This is a genomic window from Bacillus massiliglaciei (assembly GCF_900098925.1).
GTDB lineage: Bacteria > Bacillota > Bacilli > Bacillales > DSM-1321 > Peribacillus > Peribacillus massiliglaciei.
Genome location: NZ_LT622359.1, coordinates 631,946 through 650,836 on the forward strand (window position 1 = coordinate 631,946; position 18,891 = coordinate 650,836).

Sequence of the window (18,891 nt, forward strand, 5' to 3'; positions counted from 1 at the left end):
CATCCCCTTCTTATTGATCTGTTAAATGAACATAACCAGGACGGGCCCACTTGCGCTGAACTTCAACCCCATTTTGAGGATGACGTTTTTTACTGCGGTGGTTTGTCGCCGGCAATGGTCTTTCTCCGCCTTCACTTAATACTTCCAAACGCACTTTTGTTTGTTTGTAAGCAGGTGTATTTGTTCGCTTATCATAAATCGGACCAGTAAGGAAGTTAATCGCTGAATCTTTGTCAACAGAGTTCATTGGCAAGAATAGCTCATTCGTTTTTACGCGATCTGTAATAAGAGCCGGAAGTTTAAGTGCTCCGAAAGGTGATTCCAATCGAACAAGTGCCCCATCTTTGATGTTGCGTTCTTTAGCAAGTTCAGGAGAAACCTCAACAAAGATCTCAGGTACCTTAGACTGAATTCCGTTAGACTTGTTTGTCATATTTCCTTCGTGGAAATGTTCAAGCATACGTCCGTTATTGATATGAAGGTCGTATTCTTCTGGGAATTCATGCGGTTCTGTCCAATCAGCTAAAGCGAAACGAGCTTTTTTATCTGGGAAGTTGAATCCATCCACATAAAGAAGCGGTGTGCTGGCTCCATCAAGACTTCCCCATAAGAAGCTGTTCCAGCCTTCTAGGACTTCATAGTTTGCTTGACTGAAAATTGGAGACAAGCTAGCCATTTCATCATAGATTTCACTAGGGTGAGAGTAGTTCCAGTCTGCACCTAAGCGCTGAGCGATTGCCTGAGTGATTTCCCAGTCTGCTTTAGAATCGCCTAAAGTTGGCAATGCTTTATATAGGCGCTGTACACGGCGTTCTGTGTTTGTGAATGTACCGTCTTTTTCAAGTGATGGCGCACCTGGTAGTACAACGTCTGCATATTGTGCTGTACGAGAAAGGAAGATATCTTGTACAACAAAGAAGTCTAAGCTTGAAAGCACTTTGTCTACATGGTTGGCATCGGCGTCAACAAGTGCCATATCCTCACCGACAAGATACATAGCTTTCATCTCGCCTCTTTCAATGGCATCAAGCATTTGCATATTGTGCATACCTGGTTCAGGGCTGATTTTAACTCCATAGGCTTTTTCGAATTTAGCACGTGCTACATCATCTGTAACATGCTGATATCCTGGAAGCCATGTTGGCAATGTTCCCATGTCACAAGCGCCTTGTACGTTATTGTGCCCGCGAAGCGGATATGCTCCGGCACCTGGACGGCGATAGTTACCAGTTGCTAACAGAAGGTTAGAAATAGCTGCTGAAGTATCAGAAGCACCATTGTTTTGTGTAACACCCATTCCCCAAAGGATACAAGTTCCGTCAGCATCGCGAATCATTTCTGCCATTTGGATCAATGTTTCTTTTGAAAGACCAGTGTTTCGTTCTGCATATTCAAGGGTATATTTCTCAAGAACCTTTTTGTAATCATCAAAGAAGTTTACATTTTCATCAATGAATTTTTGATCGTGCCAGCCTTGGTCGATCATGTATTTTGTAACAGCCATCAGCCAAACTTGGTCAGTACCTTGTTTAGGGCTGATATGAAGATCAGAGCGCTCAGCCATTTCATTTCTGCGGACATCCGCTACGATCAGTTTTTGTCCATGAAGCTTATGAGCACGTTTTACGCGTGTAGCAAGTACTGGGTGTCCTTCAGCAGGGTTAGCACCGACGATGATAACAAGTCCGGCAGAAGCGATATCTTTAATAGTACCTGCATCTCCGCCCATTCCGACTGTACGGAATAATCCGTCAGTTGCTGGAGATTGGCAGTAACGGGAACAGTTGTCCACGTTATTTGTTCCGAACATTTGACGTGCTAATTTTTGAATCACGTAGTTTTCTTCATTTGTGATTTTAGATGAAGAAATGAATCCTACAGCATTTCCGCCGTATTGTTCTTTTACAGAACCAAGTTTAGAAGCTACTAAGTCAAGCGCCTCATCCCAGCTGGATTCTACGAATTGGCCGTTTTTACGGATTAATGGCTTTGTGATTCGTTTTTCAGAGTTAACGAAATCCCAGCCGAATTTACCTTTTACACATGTAGAGATTGCGTTAACAGGTCCTTCATGTGTTGGCTGAACTTTAAGGATCTTGCGTCCTTTTGTCCAAACTTCAAATGAGCAGCCTACGCCGCAGAATGTACAAACGGTTTTTGTTTTCTTTGTACGTGTATCGCGCATTGCAGCCTCGACTTCAGAAACAGCGAAGATTGCACTGTAGCTTGGTTCAACTTCTTTTACAAGGTCAATCATTGGATCAAGCATGTCGTCTTTCAAGCCTGTCATGAAACCGGCTTCGCCAAGCATAGATTTTTCCATAAGAGCGTTACATGGGCAGATTGTTACACACTGTCCGCAGCCTACGCATGATGATTCGTTGATAGAAGTGCCCCTTTCGTCCCAGATAACCCGAGGACGCTCAGCTTCCCAGTCAATAGAAATTGTTTCGTTTACCTGCAAGCTTTGGCAGACTTCAACACATTGTCCGCAAGCGATACATTGGTTTGGATCATAACGATAGAAAGGATGGGACATATCAACCTGGCTTACATCCACTTTCGGTGTGTAAGGATATTTCTGATGTTCAATTTCCATCATTTCCGCTGTATTGTGCAGTTTACAGTTCCCGTTGTTGTTATCGCAAACCGTACAATATAATAAGTGGTTTTCAAGAATACGGTCCATTGCTTCTGTCTGCGCTGCTTTCGCGCCGTCAGAGTTTAATAGAACGTCCATTCCGCTTTCGATCTTTGTAGAACATGAACGGACAAGTTTTCCGTCAACCTCAACGATACAAGTATCGCAAGTTTGAATAGGATCTACTTCCGGTACATAACAAATTTGCGGATGCTGAATCCCATTCTGATTGATAACTTCCAAGATCGTTTTGCCGGCTTCCGCCTGATACTCGGAACCATTGATCTTGATTGTTATATGTTCATTCATCATTTTTCCCCCTCTTTGATGACATAAAAAAAGACACAAAAAAACCACCATGATTACACGTGTCCCAATAACGGAATACGCGTAGCTCATCGTGGAATAGTTAAATAGCAGAACTTGCTATAAGACCAATCCAAACCATTAAAATTTTGTGGTTAAAAGGATAGATACATAACACATAGTATTAGATACCCATCAATTCATCTGCTATTATAGCGTGTAACATAAAAAGAAACAACCATATTGCAACAGATCGTTACGCTTTTCATTTTCCGGCTGTTGATTTATGATAGACAATTGTAAGTATAAACTATTTGATCTAGATATTTTTTCATGGATAGGAGATGCGGCTTTATGTCAAAGGTCATTCATGAATTTAATGATATAATCAGGAAGCTCCGTAAGGAACTTTTCGGAAAAGGTCCGGAAAGCATTCATACTGTTTTCATTGAAAATATGGCGGTTTCAACGCTTTACGGCAACCTTACCCCTACTGAGCTGTTTATAGCAGGCACTCAAGAAGGGAAGGAAATGGTCCATTCTGCACGCACAAAAATGATTCAGGATTTATATGACATCAGTCCTCCGGAAGGGATGGAGGAATTGGTCGGTGCGAAGCTGGTCCATTTGTTTTCAGATATAAAGGTAGAAGAAAATATCGCTGTTTCTGTATTTGTTTTTGATAAAAACATTATATGACAGCTAGTATTCTTCTGGTAATACAGGTAAAAAAATACTTTAATCTGGTTTGGAAAACAGGGCCTAAAGGAGCATAAGCACATGAAAGAGATTGAAACGAAACGGGAAATCATCCGAGTGAAGAATGGCCGTGCAGAGCAAATAGACGATACGGTGGTAACGGAACAGCCGGTAACGGTTAAAATCAACGGCCAGGAGTTTGTGACGATGGTTTGCTCGCCGGAATATATAGAAGATATGGTGATCGGATATCTTGCCTCAGAAGGTATAATCCGTAAATTTGAAGAAATCAAGGAGATTTGGGTACAGGAAAAAGAAGGCTATGTTCATGTGAAAACGGACAAGCTGAATCCGTTCTACCAGAACTTCCAAAACAAACGCTATATCACCTCATGCTGCGGCATGAGCAGGCAAGGGTTTGTTTTTGTGAACGACGCTTTGACTGCGAAGAAAATGAAAGATATTAAAGTGAAAATCACAGCGGATGACTGTTTCAGGCTGATGAATGATCTTCAGCAATCGGCTGATATTTTTCAGCGTACAGGCGGAGTCCATAATGCCGCGCTTTGTGATGTAAATGGAGTCATCATTGGCAGGATGGATATTGGACGCCATAATGCTTTAGATAAAATATATGGGTATTGCTTGAGAAACGGTATTTCAATGGACGGTAAGATTATTGCCTTCAGCGGCCGGATCTCATCCGAAATCCTGCTGAAGGTAGCGAAGATCGGCTGTGAAGTAATTTTATCGAAATCTGCACCGACAGAGTTTGCTTTACAGTCGGCAGAAGAGCTTGGGATTACTACAGTGGGATTCATTCGCCATGATTCAATGAATATTTATACCCGCCCCGAACGAATTGTCCTTGAGAATTAGGGAAGTAAGGAACATACAATAAGGGAGATGCAACCATAGATGAAAAATGATATACGCGACCAGCTGCAGCGCCCCTTGAGAGATTTACGTTTATCAGTGACGGACCGATGTAATTTCCGCTGCCGGTACTGCATGCCCGAAGAGATTTTCGGGCCGGATTATTCATTTCTGTCCTCGGATAAGATCTTATCCTTCGATGAAATGGAACGCCTCACTTCTATTTTTGTAGGCTTAGGTGTGAAAAAAATCCGTATCACGGGAGGAGAACCGCTCTTAAGAAGGAACTTGCCGGAGCTGATTGAGCGTCTGAACCAAATTGTAGGTGTCGAAGAAATTGCGATGACAACCAATGGTTCTTTATTGAAGAAGTTTGCGGGAGATCTGTATAAGGCAGGGCTGAACCGTGTAACAGTCAGCCTGGATTCCCTTGATGAAGAACGGTTCCAGGCCCTTAACGGGAAGAGAAGCACCGTGAAACGGGTATTAGAAGGAATGGAAGCTGCTGAAAAGGCAGGGCTTCAAGTGAAGGTAAACATGATGGTTCAAAAAGGAAAGAACGATCAGGATATTGTTCCAATGGCCAAGTTCTTCAAGGAGAAAAATTATATTCTCCGCTTTATTGAGTATATGGATGTTGGGAATACAAATGGCTGGACAAAGGCGGATGTAACGTCGAAAAAGGAAATTTTAGATACGATTCATGCTGTGATGCCTCTTCGCCCTGTTGATCCCAATTATATCGGCGAGGTCGCGACCAGGTACCAGTATCTGGACGGCGGTCAGGAAATCGGTATTATCTCGTCAGTGACAGATTCCTTCTGTTCTAATTGTTCGAGGGCAAGGGTATCTGCGGAAGGAAGGCTGTATACTTGCCTGTTTGCGGAAAAAGGCTTTGACCTTCGCACTTTGCTTCGCACTGAGGAGTCCGACCAGGTCGTTGCGTCAACGCTTACGGACATTTGGAATCTTCGAAGGGACCGCTATTCAGATGAAAGAACGGAAGAATTGCGTGTCCGCAGAAGAAATTCTAAAGTAGAGATGTCCCATATCGGCGGCTGATTTAGTCTGTTTAGCAGTTTACAGCAAGGGAAAAGAAGGGGAGAGGTGAGCGGAATGGAAATTACTTTGAAACCTAAGGCAATTGAAGAGCTGAAGAAAACCCATTTTGAGGAAAACGAAGGCTTAAGGATTGAAGCAATATTTATCGGAAGCTGTGCAGTTTATGTAGAGTATCACCTGCGAATTGATATAAAAAAGCCGGATGATGAACTGTACTTGCTTGAGGGCATTCCGGTGCTTGTGTCCGAAGAAAGCCGGAAGTATTTATATCATCGAATCACCCTGGATTTTAATCCCCAGCTTGGTTTTAAACTTTCTTCAGATGAAGAAACATACAGATATGATTTGAATATTGTCCGATAATCTAAGCGGTCAGAAGATTGCTCTGAAATTTGTATAATACGTATGAGGGCAAAACCGGTTCGTTCGTCGAACCGGTTTTTTTGTGGAATGAAATGTTTGAGGGTTTTAAAACAGTTTAAAAGGTTCTATATACAATATCTGTTTAATGGGCTCGTAAGATGGGAGACTTCAGTGCTTAAACAAGCGGCTGTCATCATGATCGTTTATTGTTTATGATGGAACGTAAGTTGGTATTTCTTACATACTTAATTTAAATAAGAAAATATTTGAAACGGAGGATGCGGGTGATGAACATTGAAGAAAAGCTCTTTCAATCAGCCATAGAGCTGATCAAAAAAAGATATCCTGCCGGCTGGGGCGGGGCTGCAGCCATGTATACAGAAGATGGATAAATTTTAACAAGTGTATCCCCGGAGGTGATTAATGCCTCCACAGAATTATGTATGGAGACAGGTGCTATTCTTGAAGCGCATAAATTGAATACAAAAATTACGCATACGATTTGTGTTGTAAGAGAAAATGAACATGCGGAATTTACTATTCTAACTCCTTGCGGGGTATGCCAAGAAAGGCTTTTTTACTGGGGAGACCAGGTAAAAGCAGCGGTGACAAATTCAAATGGCAAACTGGAATATAAAATGTTAAAGGAGATACAGCCCTATCATTGGTATAAGGCCTATAACCATAACTGACATTCATGACATTTGTCATATCACTTTTCTGACGTTTATGACTGTCGGAGAGGCTCTGGTTTCCTCATAATAAGGGTAAGAAAAGGCGATTGTAGCCCTGTTTAGGAGGAATACATGAGTAAACATCAATTAAAAACGCTGAAAAAAGAAGTAGCCCCTTTTGAAGGTTCCAACATGAAGTCTAGCATACGCCAGCTTTTGAATACTTTTCCGCCCTTTTTCCTGCTCTGGTTTGCTGCGTATCAAAGTTTGACTGTTTCGTATTGGCTGACATTGTTTTTTGCGGTTCTGGCATCTGGTTTTGTCATCCGAATTTTTATTATTTTTCATGACTGCTGCCATCAGTCCTTTTTTAAAAATAAAAAATGGAACAGCATTGTCGGTACGATATCTGGCATTTTGACTATGTTCCCGTATGAACAGTGGAAAAGAAGTCATTCTATTCACCATGCTACCAGCAGCAACCTTAATAAACGGGGAACGGGCGATATCTGGATTATGACAGTTGAAGAATACAAAGCGGCCTCTTTTAAGGAGCGTTTCGTTTACAGAATGTATCGCAATCCCATCGTTATGTTCGGTTTAGGACCGATTTATCTATTTCTGATTACGAACCGTTTTAATCGCAAAGGAGCAAGAAAAAAAGAACGGAACAATCTATATGCGACCAACCTTTCCATTGTAATCTCTTATGCGCTGATGTGCTGGGCTGTCGGCTGGGAAGCTTTTATTTTAGTTCAGGCACCGATTTTGTTTGTCTCAGGTGCATTAGGAATCTGGCTCTTTTATGTTCAGCATCAATTTGAGGATTCTTACTTTGAGGATGAAGAGAATTGGGATTATGTTAAAGCGGCGATTGACGGCAGTTCTTATTATAAATTGCCGAAACCGCTTCAATGGGTGACTGGAAACATCGGTTTCCACCATGTCCATCATTTAAGCCCGATGGTGCCGAACTATAATCTTGAAAAAGTGCATGAGTCTGCAGTTCCTCTGCAAAGTGCAACAACGATAACGGTCGGTTCCAGCTTAAAAGCGCTCCGTTTTCGTTTATGGGATGGAGATAAAAAAACCTTTGTCAGTTTCAAAGAGGTTCAGCCTCTGTTGAAAAAGGAAAAAAGACAACAGGTCAGGCTTGCAGGCGGCAAAAGGCCGATCGTACAAGAGAAATAATGCTGAAAAACCATTCTTTGAATGGTTTTTTACTGTAGGCAGATACACGGTCGTTTGACTTTAATTCATTTGTAGAAAAGCATAAAAAAGTGACAAATTATAAAAGACCCGCTGCCTGCTTAAATAGCAAATAGGCGGATTCCATATTACAATAAGAGCAGAACATGAAGGAAAGGAAGCTTTTATGCAAAATTGGTATCAGATATTTCCTAAAAATACGGGGCTCAGCCTTTATGTATGGCTTATTTTTTGTATCCTCCCTTTTTATTTTATTTTCAAATCATCGACAACTTGGGAGATTTTTGTGGGGATTACCATCATTATTATCTTTTTTATTTCCTATCGTTTTGCCTTTATATCCAAAGGGGGCATCGTTTATCTGTGGACAGCAGTCCAGCTGATCATTTCAGTTGTGATGACGATTCTTTTTGGATACGTTTATTTTTCTCTGTTTCTTGCCTTTTTCATTGGGAACATAAGAAATAAAGTAGGGTTTTATTTATTTTACGGTATCCATCTGGCAGCCACCATTGCGGTTATTAATATAGGCTTTATCCAGCAAAATCCGATTTTTTTAACACAGTTTCCTTTTATCGTCATCTGTGTGGTAGCGGTCATCCTGCTCCCTTTTAATGCGTACAATCGAAATAAGCAGGTGGAGCTTGAAGATGAGCTTGAAGATGCCTATAAACGGATCGCAGAATTAGGGAAGCTGGAAGAACGGCAGAGGATAGCCCGAGATCTCCATGATACACTCGGACAAAAATTATCATTGATTGGGCTGAAAAGTGATCTGGCCGGAAAATTGCTCAAGGCCGATCCGGAGAAGGCCAAAAAGGAAATGGAAGATATTCGCCATACAGCACACTTGGCTCTTAAAGAAGTCCGTGATATGGTATCAGAAATGAGAGGAGTCAGGCTGGAAGAAGAACTGGTTTATGTCAGAGAAATTCTTGAAGCGGCAGGCATACAGTTCATCCTGAAGGGAGACTCTAAGCTTTCGAATACGCCTTTGCTGGCAGAGAGTGTGTTATGCATGTGTATAAAAGAAGCTGTTACAAATGTAGTTAAACACAGCAGGGCATCCCGCTGTATGATTGACATTGAACAGAAGCCATCCGGCATCATGGTTCGGGTAGTCGATGATGGCTGCGGAATTGGAGACTCTGAAGAGGGAAACGGTTTACAGGGCATTCGCGAGCGTTTGGAGTTTTTGAACGGTAGCTTTGAGATTGCTCATGCATCGGGAAGCGAATTGAATATGTTTATTCCTTGTGCAATCAAACATATAAGTCAGGAGGTGAGGAAATGATCAGAATTGTGATAGCAGAAGATCAAAGACTCCTGCTGGGGGCACTTGGATCACTGCTCGATTTAGAAGAAGATATGGAGGTTGTCGGTCAGGCAAGGAATGGAGAAGAGGCAATAGGCATGATCGCCAGCCTCAAGCCTGATATCTGTATTACAGACATTGAAATGCCGGTGAAAACAGGGTTGGAAGTGGCAGAAGAAATGAAAGGGAAAGATTGCAAGATCATCATTTTAACCACTTTTGCACGAAGCGGCTACTTTGTCAGAGCCCGAAAAGCGGAAGTCAGCGGATATCTGCTTAAAGACAGCCCGATCGAGGAGCTGGCCAATTCAATCAGGGTCATTATGGAGGGAAGGCGCGTCTATTCTCCGGAACTGGTCGACATTGCTTACGAGGAGACCAGCCCGCTGACAGAGCGCGAGAGTCAGGTGCTGGGGCTGATAGCAGACGGTAAAAACACGAAAGAGATCGCAAGTCAGCTTTACTTGACGACAGGAACAGTCAGAAACTACATTTCGGTTATTTTAGACAAGCTTGGAGTAAGCAACCGAATTGAGGCCATTGTGCGTTCTAAGGAGAAAGGGTGGCATAAGTGAGAGAGGAGGAGGTTCTTTTCCTTTCTTTTTTTTATGAGAAAATCCAGGTGGATGAATTGAAAATTCGATCAAATTTGTTTTAATCTGAAGATGTCTTTTTTTATAAAAGGAGGGAACCGGCTTATGCCTGTCAATTCGGATATTCAAAAGTTTCTAGATCAATATAACAGTGTGAAGAGAAAGCCGATGGATGAAATTACCCCTGAAGAATTTCGGAATGGTCAAGTATCCTATCCTCAAAAGAAAGAACCTGTTAAAGAAACGGAAGACCGGATTTTGCAGCTCGGGGGGAGAAATATTCCTGTCAGGATTTACAGGCCAGAGGGTTCTGGAGAAATGCCTGCCCTTGTCTATTATCATGGAGGGGGCTGGGTGACGGGCAGTATCGACAGTCATGATCCTATATGCCGAGTGATTGCCAATACGGCAGAATGTGCCGTCATATCGGTTGATTACCGTTTGGCTCCTGAGCACCCTTTTCCTGCTGCAGTACACGATGCTTATGATTCTTTATTATGGATCTATAGAGAGGCGGGCAGGCTTGGAATAGACAAAAAGCGGATAGCTGTAGGCGGCGACAGTGCGGGAGGCAATCTTGCTGCAGTAGCCTGTATCATGGCAAAAGAAAGGAAAACACCGGAAATACTCCATCAGCTGCTGATTTATCCATCTACTGGTTATACAGAAGAACCTCCATCGATGAAAGAAAATGCACAAGGGTACCTTCTTACAAAAGAAACAATGAAATGGTTCAGAAAACACTATTTTACTCATCAGGAAGATGAGAGGAATCCATATGCTTCCCCTATCCTTTATCCTAAGCTGTCCGGATTGCCGCCGGCAACAATCATAACAGCTGAATATGACCCGCTGAGAGATGTTGGCAAAGCGTATGGAGAAAAGCTGAAGAATCATGGAGTGCCGGTCACATACTTGAATTATCCTGATTTAATTCACGGTTTTGCCAGTTTTATCGGATTCGTTCCGGCTGCTCTTACTGCATTGGAAGAAGGGGCAAAAGAGCTAAAGCAGGCTCTTGGAAAGATATAAGCTTTACCATAAAGGATTTTTCATGAAGATATGATATAGTTCTTTTATCAACTTAGAAAAAAGGCATGGTGAATACGATGGAAAAAGCACTCTTTGCTGGCGGATGTTTCTGGTGCATGGTGACTCCGTTTGAAGAACAGCCCGGAATCGGCGGGATTATTTCCGGCTATACAGGCGGACATGTAGAAAATCCAGCTTATGAAGAAGTAAAAAAGGGAACAACCGGCCATTATGAAGCCGTTGAAATTACATTTGATCCGGAGATATTCCCGTATGAACGGCTGCTCGAATTATTCTGGATGCAAATCGATCCAACCGATGACGGGGGCCAATTTCAGGATCGCGGCAGTCAATACAGGACAGCTGTATTCTATACAACGGAGAAACAAAAAGAGCTTGCAGAGAAATCGAAGACAGAACTTGCTCAAAGCGGAAAGTTTAAAGCCCCGATTGTTACTGAAATACTGCCGGCGTCAACATTTTATCCGGCAGAGGATTATCATCAAGATTTTCATAAGAAAAATCCAAAGCATTATAAAGAAGACCGGAAGCAGTCCGGACGGGATGAATTTATCGAGCAGAATTGGCAGAAATAATAGGCAGGCATCAGAATACATGAGTGATTGCGAACCCTTGGACAAACCAAGGGTTCTATTTTACGTTACATACCTTTGGTGATCTTGGAACAAAACAGGCGGCAGTACCGAGTATCAAATGGAAAAAAGAGCACGGGAAATCTTCTATATCAAATAATCGAGAAAACAGGTGCTGTCGCTCATTTTTCTCATGCTATTTTAATGTTCATTAGATACACTAGAAAATAGGTGGTGACTGGAATGAACAATCGTATTTTGATTATCGAAGATGAAGAAAAAATTGCCAGAGTCCTGACGCTGGAATTAAGATATGAAGGCTATGATACAGATACGGCCTATACAGGGAAAATCGGGCTGGAAAAAGCGGAAGCAAGGCAATGGGATCTTATCCTTTTGGACGTCATGCTGCCAGAGCTAAATGGAATGGATGTACTGAGAAGACTTCGAAGAGCAGGAAATCATACTCCGGTCATCCTTCTGACAGCCCGGGATGCTGTACCGGATAAAGTAAGCGGCCTTGATCATGGGGCTGATGATTATGTAACCAAGCCGTTTGAAATCGAAGAGCTGTTAGCAAGAATCCGCGTATGCCTCCGCCGCAGCCCCGTGGATGATCCTACCGGCACTGACAGTCTTTCTGTTTATGATCTCCGGATTAATGAGGGGACAAGAGATATTGAAAGAGCCGGCCGGAAGGTGGAACTGACGTCCCGCGAGTTTGACTTATTGCTGTATTTGGTGAAGAACAAGAATCAAGTTCTGACACGCGAGCAAATGATCAGCCAGGTCTGGGGATATGATTTTGCAGGAGATACGAATGTGGTGGATGTGTATATTCGTTACTTGCGGAAAAAGATTGATAAGGAGCATGACTTGCCGCTGATTCATACATTCAGGGGTGTCGGCTACAGCATTAAGGAGCCAGGGAAATGAAAATCAGAACAAAGATTCAGCTATATGCAGGTATTTTTCTCTTCATTCTGCTTTTTTTACTATCTGTATTGGTATCTGCTTCATTTTTTTGGATCTCTTTGGATCGGGAAAAGGAAATACTAGAGCAGCAGGCAGAGCTTCTTGAAAAGAGTATAGGAACGCTGCAGCCAGGCCAAATCAGCTCTCAGCAGCTTGAGATGTACACCCCTGATGACGGTTTTGTCAGACTTTATGATGAATCAGGAAAAATGCTTCGTTCATTTGCGGATGAAGAAGGACTTGAGAGAATCCAGGGAGGCATGTCTCAGGAAGAAGACTTTGCTTTAAACAAGCAGGACGGAGAGTATCTGCTTGTTTATTCTTTGCCATTTCCTGAGGAAGGGAAAGCGGCTGGGATGATTGAAATGGGGCAGAATATCGAAGCAGTCTTTGAAAATTTATGGACGCTTGCTTTTATTTTGGGAGGAGCTTCCCTTATGATGATTCTAGTGTTCATCTTAGCGGGGCGGAGATTTGCAGGACTGATTCTTCGGCCGATTTCTGCGATGAGCGAAACGATGTCAGAAATCGAAAAAAGCGGGGAGTTCAAGAAGATCACGCTGGAAGAACAGTCGAATGATGAAATTCACAAGATGGGTGAAACCTTTAACAGGATGATGGATAAACTTGAAGAAAATCATATTGTCCAGCAGCAATTTTTATCGGATGCCTCCCATGAACTGAAAACTCCGATTACGATCATTGAGAGCTATGCTTCTATATTGAAGAGATGGGGCAAGGATGATCCAGCCGTACAGGAGGAAGCGATTGAGACTATCCAGCATGAATCCAAACGGATGAAGGAGCTAACAGAATATCTTCTTCAGTCTGCCTCTAATTCACTCGATAATGAAACACTTGAAGAAACGGATATAATTGCTTTTTGTAAAAGAATTGCAAACACCTTTCAGTCTGCAAGCGGCAGAAAGATAAAGATTGAAAGTGATCGTCAATCAATCTGCCTCCCGATTTATCGGAATAAAATCGAGCAAATCCTGTTTATCCTCCTTGATAATGCCAAAAAATATAGTGAAAAAGAGATTATGATCCACCTATGCAAGACTGAGGAATATGTCAGAATCAGCGTAATGGATGGGGGAATCGGAATTCCTGCGTCCGAATTATCACGCGTTTTTGAGAGATTCTATCGGGTTGATTCATCAAGGACAAGAGCAACCGGAGGAACAGGACTCGGCCTTTCCATTGCTAAGTCGATAGCAGACTCCATTGGCATAAATATCGCTATTGAAAGTGAAGAAGGGAAGGGCACTAAGGCGATTTTGACTATATAAAAGATCTCTCAGCAAATTTTAATCTTACTCTCATTGTTCTATCATTCTCTGCGGGTATTCTGTATGTAATAACAAATAGGAGGAATGCCGAATGAAAGAAAAATGGATGAAGATTCGCAATGGTTTGAGTAAAAGGAAAAAAGGGATCATGATTGGGATTGTTGCATTTTTACTTATTTTCAGCGGTGTAACGGCGACTGCTGTATATGCGGTCAATAAAGGGAATTTGAAAGAAAATGAAGCTGTGAAAGTCATTGGGGAAGATTTAAACGGCGAAGTAACAAAAGTGGAAAAGGATTGGGACTATCCTATGACATACGAAATGACTGTTAAAACAGATCAAGGGTATGAAGATGTAGAAGTGGATGCCAAAAATGGAGACATTTTATCCAGAGAAAATGAAAATGATGAAGTGATTTCTAAGGATCAAGTCAAAATTTCTGCTGAAGAGGCAGAGAAAATGGCTGTTAAAGAAATTCCGGGGAAAGTGACAGAAATGGATTTAGACGAAGAGAATGGCGTCATTGTCTATGAATTGGAAGTCGTAAAAGACCGTATAGAATATGACATTGAAATTGATGCAGTGACCGGAAAAGTGCTAAAAAACATACAAGATTAAGAACCGGAGGCAGGACTGGACTTTCGCTGAATGCGAAAGCTGTCCTGCTTTTTTTGTTAAATGAAAAGAGCGCCGCTGGAATGAATATGAAAAGGCTGTCCAGAGCTGCTGTTCTTTCTTTAAAAAAGAAAATGAAAGCGATTTCTTGCAGGGGTCTGCAATCAATTGGCGAATAGTTTATATAGAGTGCATGTTTTCTATTTATACTCATCAAGTCTAAGTTCACTGAGGAAGCGTGGGGAGAAGCAATGGAAGAATTAAAAAGAGCTCTTGATTTAAGGATGAGAAGTGATCATCAAGCTTCAAACAAGCTGCTGAAAGAATTGGCCAGACAGTATCCTGAAGCAGCCATAATCCAGTATCAATGCGCCTGCAGCCATGATTTGCTTGGTCTTGAAACAGAGGCCGTTCCTTACTATGAGAAAGCACTGTCGCTGGGATTGGAATCTGGAGAGGCTCAAGGGGCCTATATTGGTCTGGGAAGTTCATACCGGATATCAGGAGAGTATGAAAAATCAAAGGCGATTCTGGAAGAAGGCTTGAAGAAATTCCCGGAAAATAGGGCTATTCAAGTATTTTACAGTATGGTCCTTTATAACCTGGGGCATTATGGAGAATCCATTAAAAATCTTTTGAAGATAGTGGCAGATACATCCATGGATCCTGATATTCAGGAATATCAGAGAGCAATTGACCTTTATCACGATAAGCTTGAACCGATCAGGTAAATATAATAAAAGGAACACGGGCATAACCCGTGTTCCTTTTATTTATGACTTTGTATCTTCCTCTAAAGTTTCCTGCATTTCGTTAAATTGCGTCTGAACTTTCTTAGATGGATCTTTGGTCCAGATACTTACAAGGATGACTGCAAGGAGACTAAGGAAAAATCCCGGAATCATTTCATACATAAGGTCGGCAAGTGCCGGAATGTTCACCCAGATGAGTACAGTTAATGCACCGACGATAATTCCCGCAAGGGCACCCCACCGAGTCATCTTCTTCCAATATAAGCTTAGCAGAATGGCAGGTCCGAAGGCGGAACCAAATCCTGCCCAGGCATACCCGACAAGACCAAGAATCGTGTCACTTGGATTGATGGAAAGCAGAATCGCAATGATGGCCACGGCCAGCACCGAAATTCGCCCAACTAACACTTGTTCTTTATCTGTTGCATTTCTTCTGAAGAAGGCTTTATAAAAGTCTTCTGTTAAAGCACTGGAAGTAACGAGCAGCTGAGATGAGATGGTGCTCATAATAGCTGCCAATATTGCTGCAAGCAAGAATCCGGTAATTAACGGATGGAACATCACTTCGGCGAATTTAATGAAGATGGTTTCCGGATCCGCCAGTGTAATGCCTGTTTGCTGTACATAGGCAATCCCAACTAAGCCAGTCAGCATCGCGCCTAAAATCGCGATAATCATCCAAACCATACCAATCCGGCGGGCTGGTTTTAATTCTTTTACAGAGGTAATGGCCATAAAGCGGACGATAATATGGGGCTGTCCGAAATAGCCCAGTCCCCAGGCCAGCGCAGATAAAAGTCCTAGTAATGTTGTTCCTCTGAAGAACTCCAGATAGTCAGGATTGATATCACGGATGATATCAAAAGTTGTTCCAACGCCGCCTAAATTAGTAAACGCAACAATAGGAACAAGGACGAGCGCTACAAACATAATGATCCCCTGAACAAAATCTGTCAGGCTGACCGCTAAAAATCCTCCAAAGAGGGTATAGGCGATTACGACCGCTGCTGTTACATATAATCCGGTTTGGTAATCAAGGCCGAATGCAGATTCGAATAATGTTCCGCCTGAAACCATCCCGGCAGAAGTATAGAGAGTGAAGAAGATGAAGATGACTAACGCGGAAACGGTCTTCAGGACATTGGATGTGTCGCCGAATCTATTTTCAAAAAAGTTTGGAATCGTGATGGAATCATTTGCGACTTCTGTAAATGTGCGAAGCCGAGGTGCAAGGATTAAATAATTCAGGTAGGCTCCAATCGTTAAACCGACGGCAATCCATAAGCTTGATAATCCGTCTACATACATGGCTCCGGGGAGTCCCATAAGCATCCAGCCGCTCATATCTGAAGCTCCTGCAGAAAGTGCTGTTACGGCAGGGCCAAGTCCGCGGCCGCCCAGCATATAGCCAGAAATATCATCGGTCGATTTTTTATAGGCATACCAACCGATACCCAGCATGGCTAAAAAATAAATAGCTAAAGAAATATAAACTTGGAAATCCAAAAAATCTCTCCCTTTTTCTGCAGGACATATAAAAAACTTATGTCTGCAGGTGGTTATGGTTACTTAACCTAACAAAGATTTTGTAATCCATCAAGGCAATATGGGAAATAAATAAAGAATGAAAAAGACGAGAAGCCCCATCACAAAGAACATGATAGCGTTTACAAATAAAATACAAATAAAATTATTTAGAATAGTCAGATTTAATGATCTGCGTGAAAAACTCGGCTGAAACAGAAACGGAAATTGTTAGAAAGAGTTAAGAATCTATTGTGAGAAATCAACGGAGGTAACGTGTAATTTATCATCCCAAAATGACAAAGACACCGAGAGGGCAGTTTAGGAGCCTCTCAATGCCCTTTTGTCGACAATCTGTATCAAATTTCCCTTATTTATTTGTCCCATTCTCTGGTTTGTTACCTCATATACTTATTTTTGTAATGGCTTAAAGCGAGAAGCGGGTATATATACCGGTAGCTATGATAATGAAAGTAGATGTAATTCGCCAGTCCCTGGCCTACTGGATAATGCAAGGTCCAGTTATCATTCTCCGCTTCGCGAATCAGAAAGTTAATCCCCTTTTCAATCTCTGGAGTGGGATTGGGTGAAGAGGAGATCAGTGCATCGGTTGCCCAGGCCGTTTGTGTCAGATTACTTGCGGAAAGCGGGACATACTTCATGCGTGCATCGCTTTTACAGGATTCTCCCCATCCGCCGTCTTTATTCTGGATACCCTTCAGCCAATTTACTCCTTTTATGACAGAAGGGTGATGCGGTGATTCCCCGGCTGCCTGCAGGCCTGTTAAAGCCGCCCACGTACCATATATAAAACAAATGCCCCAGCGCCCGTACCAGGAACCGTCTCCTTTTTGATCTCGATGCAGCCATCTTACAGCTTCTGCAATTCTCTGATCCTCTTTTTTTAGATTGGCGAAATTGCCCAGGAGCTCTAAAGCCCGCCCTGTTAAATCCGCAGTGGATGGATCGGTCAGCACTAATCTGTTTCCTTCAAGGGGGAGATATTGGATGAACATATTATCCACATCTTTTTCAAAGGCGGGAAATCCGCCGTCTTCATTTTGCATAGCGAGGACAAAAGAAACCCCTTTATCCCAGTTGGACTGGTGGGAAGGGACTGACTGAAGGGAAGGCCAGATTGCACGTAAAGCAGCAGTCGTATCATCAATATCAGGATTAATCGTATTATAATCTGAGAATCCCCATCCGCCTGGTTTTGCCTGAGGACTGTGAATGTACCAATCTCCATATTTGAAATGCTGGCGGGATAACAGGTATTTTGTCGATTTTGTGATAGATGAATCATGGTAAGGAACGCCTGCCTCTTGCATAGCATAGCTCACCAAGGCGGTGTTCCAAATATGGGAGGTCGTAAACTGAACATGAACACTGCTGTCCATTTGACAGGCAGTTGCCTTTAAACCTTCTACGGCTTTCAAAATCACTGGATCCCGATTGGAATAGCCGCTTGCAAGAAGGGCGTAAATCATGAAGAAAGTGGCACTGAAGAAGTTGTAAAAGGTTCCGTCTTCTTCCAGCCGGCCGAGCATATATTTTTTGATGGATTCCTCTGCCATAGAGCGAAGCTGAAATGGCTTTCCAATCAGAGACTGCACTCCTTGCTGCAGTCTTGAAATGACAGAACGGGCTTCTTCTGAACGAAATTCCCCCCATGCCTCCTCTTCCCTGGATCCCTGCAAATCTCTTAGGTCTGGTGTGCTGCTGACTCGCAGCTGGAACTTCTTATGTCCAAGCAGAAGGATAGGAATCAAATGGGTGCGCCCGTACAGGGAAATATCAAAAATATTTAGCGGAAAGCTGGGCGGCAGGAGAATGCTTTCAAGCGGAATTGGGAAGATGAGCGGCCATCGCTGCTGGCCCGTAATAGTTAGCAGTACCTTAGTGAAGCTCTTTGCCTTTTTTAGTCCGCCCTTTTCTATAATAAATTTGCGTGCCTTTTGCATATGCGGATCGCTTTTTTTTCTTTTTCCGCTATAGAGAAGGGCATAATAAGCCTCAATAGTGATGGATAGATTTCCTGCTTCTTCATCATGATAAAGCTTCCATGCTCCATTTTCCTCCTGTTTGCTTTCCAGCCGTTTGACCAGGTGATCGATCAGCGGATCATGATCCATCTCTAAGGATTTTAATAAAATAATCATAAAAGCATCCGGAGTGATGCCCAATTCGAAGGGGTGCTTCCAGGAACCGTCTGAGGATTGCTGCTTTTTTAATAGAAAAATAAGACGTTCTATTTCTATATTAATAGCATTCGGCATTGGCAACTTCTCCTTTGCACGTATTGAAGGCGATATAAAACAAATGAACAGGGACTCTCTTTCATATATATTCAAAGGGAATCTGTCCAA

The 18,891-nt window shown here is 42.5% G+C and carries 16 protein-coding genes and 1 pseudogene; 14 read left to right on the forward strand and 3 right to left on the reverse strand.

Translation table 11 applies throughout. The annotated features are described in order from the left end of the window. Nucleotides 1-10: 10 nt before the first annotated feature. Nucleotides 11-2,953, reverse strand: coding sequence for a formate dehydrogenase subunit alpha (fdhF, locus tag BQ4305_RS15070; protein ID WP_110928534.1), 2,943 nt, complete (start codon nt 2,951-2,953; stop codon nt 11-13). A 348-nt stretch (nt 2,954-3,301) separates the two neighbouring features. Between fdhF and BQ4305_RS15075 the strand changes: the two genes are divergently transcribed. The 14 genes and pseudogenes from BQ4305_RS15075 (at nt 3,302) to BQ4305_RS15140 (ending at nt 14,977) form a co-directional block, all read left to right on the forward strand. After that, nucleotides 3,302-3,646: a Na-translocating system protein MpsC family protein gene (locus BQ4305_RS15075; protein WP_110928535.1), complete on the forward strand. Its 345-nt coding sequence runs from the start codon at nt 3,302-3,304 to the stop codon at nt 3,644-3,646. 81 nt (nt 3,647-3,727) lie between these two features. Continuing rightward, nucleotides 3,728-4,525: a formate dehydrogenase accessory sulfurtransferase FdhD gene (fdhD, locus tag BQ4305_RS15080; RefSeq protein ID WP_110928536.1), complete on the forward strand. Its 798-nt coding sequence runs from the start codon at nt 3,728-3,730 to the stop codon at nt 4,523-4,525. 39 nt (nt 4,526-4,564) lie between these two features. Beyond that, a complete protein-coding gene (gene moaA / locus BQ4305_RS15085) occupies nt 4,565-5,584 on the forward strand; it encodes a GTP 3',8-cyclase MoaA (RefSeq protein WP_110928537.1) in 1,020 nt (339 codons plus the stop codon). Nucleotides 5,585-5,638: 54 nt separating this feature from the next. Further along, nucleotides 5,639-5,947 carry an iron-sulfur cluster biosynthesis family protein gene (locus BQ4305_RS15090; protein ID WP_110928538.1) on the forward strand — a complete coding sequence of 103 codons (309 nt, stop codon included), beginning with the start codon at nt 5,639-5,641 and terminating at the stop codon, nt 5,945-5,947. A 287-nt stretch (nt 5,948-6,234) separates the two neighbouring features. Continuing rightward, nucleotides 6,235-6,639: pseudogene (locus tag BQ4305_RS15095) on the forward strand (cytidine deaminase). Between the two features lie 114 nt (nt 6,640-6,753). Then, nucleotides 6,754-7,812, forward strand: coding sequence for a Delta(5) desaturase DesA (locus BQ4305_RS15100; protein ID WP_110928539.1), 1,059 nt, complete (start codon nt 6,754-6,756; stop codon nt 7,810-7,812). Between the two features lie 184 nt (nt 7,813-7,996). Beyond that, complete coding sequence (locus BQ4305_RS15105; RefSeq protein ID WP_110928540.1) at nt 7,997-9,124, forward strand: sensor histidine kinase; 1,128 nt, start codon at nt 7,997-7,999, stop codon at nt 9,122-9,124. Beyond that, nucleotides 9,121-9,720, forward strand: a complete 600-nt coding sequence (locus BQ4305_RS15110; protein ID WP_110928541.1) for a response regulator transcription factor — start codon at nt 9,121-9,123, stop codon at nt 9,718-9,720. The genes BQ4305_RS15105 and BQ4305_RS15110 overlap by 4 nt, the downstream gene beginning before the upstream one ends. A 123-nt stretch (nt 9,721-9,843) precedes the next feature. Continuing rightward, a complete protein-coding gene (locus tag BQ4305_RS15115) occupies nt 9,844-10,770 on the forward strand; it encodes an alpha/beta hydrolase (RefSeq protein ID WP_110928542.1) in 927 nt (308 codons plus the stop codon). Between the two features lie 77 nt (nt 10,771-10,847). Continuing rightward, nucleotides 10,848-11,366 carry a peptide-methionine (S)-S-oxide reductase MsrA gene (msrA, locus tag BQ4305_RS15120; protein ID WP_110928543.1) on the forward strand — a complete coding sequence of 173 codons (519 nt, stop codon included), beginning with the start codon at nt 10,848-10,850 and terminating at the stop codon, nt 11,364-11,366. A gap of 240 nt (nt 11,367-11,606) precedes the next feature. Continuing rightward, entirely contained in the window at nt 11,607-12,299 is a 693-nt protein-coding gene (locus tag BQ4305_RS15125; protein WP_110928544.1) for a response regulator transcription factor, read from the forward strand. Next, nucleotides 12,296-13,630, forward strand: a complete 1,335-nt coding sequence (locus BQ4305_RS15130) for a sensor histidine kinase (protein ID WP_110928545.1) — start codon at nt 12,296-12,298, stop codon at nt 13,628-13,630. Before BQ4305_RS15125 ends, BQ4305_RS15130 begins: the two co-directional genes overlap by 4 nt. A gap of 91 nt (nt 13,631-13,721) precedes the next feature. Next, nucleotides 13,722-14,249, forward strand: a complete 528-nt coding sequence (locus BQ4305_RS15135; RefSeq protein ID WP_110928546.1) for a PepSY domain-containing protein — start codon at nt 13,722-13,724, stop codon at nt 14,247-14,249. Between the two features lie 248 nt (nt 14,250-14,497). Continuing rightward, entirely contained in the window at nt 14,498-14,977 is a 480-nt protein-coding gene (locus tag BQ4305_RS15140) for a tetratricopeptide repeat protein (RefSeq protein WP_110928547.1), read from the forward strand. Nucleotides 14,978-15,019: 42 nt separating this feature from the next. Here BQ4305_RS15140 and putP read toward each other — a convergent pair whose 3' ends face one another. Both putP and shc read right to left on the reverse strand, forming a co-directional pair. After that, nucleotides 15,020-16,504 carry a sodium/proline symporter PutP gene (gene putP, locus BQ4305_RS15145; protein WP_110928548.1) on the reverse strand — a complete coding sequence of 495 codons (1,485 nt, stop codon included), beginning with the start codon at nt 16,502-16,504 and terminating at the stop codon, nt 15,020-15,022. 416 nt (nt 16,505-16,920) lie between these two features. Then, on the reverse strand, nt 16,921-18,891 hold the full coding sequence (shc, locus tag BQ4305_RS15150) for a squalene--hopene cyclase (RefSeq protein WP_324611590.1): 1,971 nt from the start codon (nt 18,889-18,891) through the stop codon (nt 16,921-16,923).

Excerpts from the sequence above, each read along its gene's own strand:
- fdhF (WP_110928534.1), bottom strand. The coding sequence starts at position 2,953 with ATGATGAATGAACATATAACAATCAAGATCAATGGTTCCGAGTATCAG.
- BQ4305_RS15075 (WP_110928535.1), top strand. The coding sequence starts at position 3,302 with ATGTCAAAGGTCATTCATGAATTTAATGATATAATCAGGAAGCTCCGT.
- fdhD (WP_110928536.1), top strand. The coding sequence starts at position 3,728 with ATGAAAGAGATTGAAACGAAACGGGAAATCATCCGAGTGAAGAATGGC.
- moaA (WP_110928537.1), top strand. The coding sequence starts at position 4,565 with ATGAAAAATGATATACGCGACCAGCTGCAGCGCCCCTTGAGAGATTTA.
- BQ4305_RS15090 (WP_110928538.1), top strand. The coding sequence starts at position 5,639 with ATGGAAATTACTTTGAAACCTAAGGCAATTGAAGAGCTGAAGAAAACC.
- BQ4305_RS15100 (WP_110928539.1), top strand. The coding sequence starts at position 6,754 with ATGAGTAAACATCAATTAAAAACGCTGAAAAAAGAAGTAGCCCCTTTT.
- BQ4305_RS15105 (WP_110928540.1), top strand. The coding sequence starts at position 7,997 with ATGCAAAATTGGTATCAGATATTTCCTAAAAATACGGGGCTCAGCCTT.
- BQ4305_RS15110 (WP_110928541.1), top strand. The coding sequence starts at position 9,121 with ATGATCAGAATTGTGATAGCAGAAGATCAAAGACTCCTGCTGGGGGCA.
- BQ4305_RS15115 (WP_110928542.1), top strand. The coding sequence starts at position 9,844 with ATGCCTGTCAATTCGGATATTCAAAAGTTTCTAGATCAATATAACAGT.
- msrA (WP_110928543.1), top strand. The coding sequence starts at position 10,848 with ATGGAAAAAGCACTCTTTGCTGGCGGATGTTTCTGGTGCATGGTGACT.
- BQ4305_RS15125 (WP_110928544.1), top strand. The coding sequence starts at position 11,607 with ATGAACAATCGTATTTTGATTATCGAAGATGAAGAAAAAATTGCCAGA.
- BQ4305_RS15130 (WP_110928545.1), top strand. The coding sequence starts at position 12,296 with ATGAAAATCAGAACAAAGATTCAGCTATATGCAGGTATTTTTCTCTTC.
- BQ4305_RS15135 (WP_110928546.1), top strand. The coding sequence starts at position 13,722 with ATGAAAGAAAAATGGATGAAGATTCGCAATGGTTTGAGTAAAAGGAAA.
- BQ4305_RS15140 (WP_110928547.1), top strand. The coding sequence starts at position 14,498 with ATGGAAGAATTAAAAAGAGCTCTTGATTTAAGGATGAGAAGTGATCAT.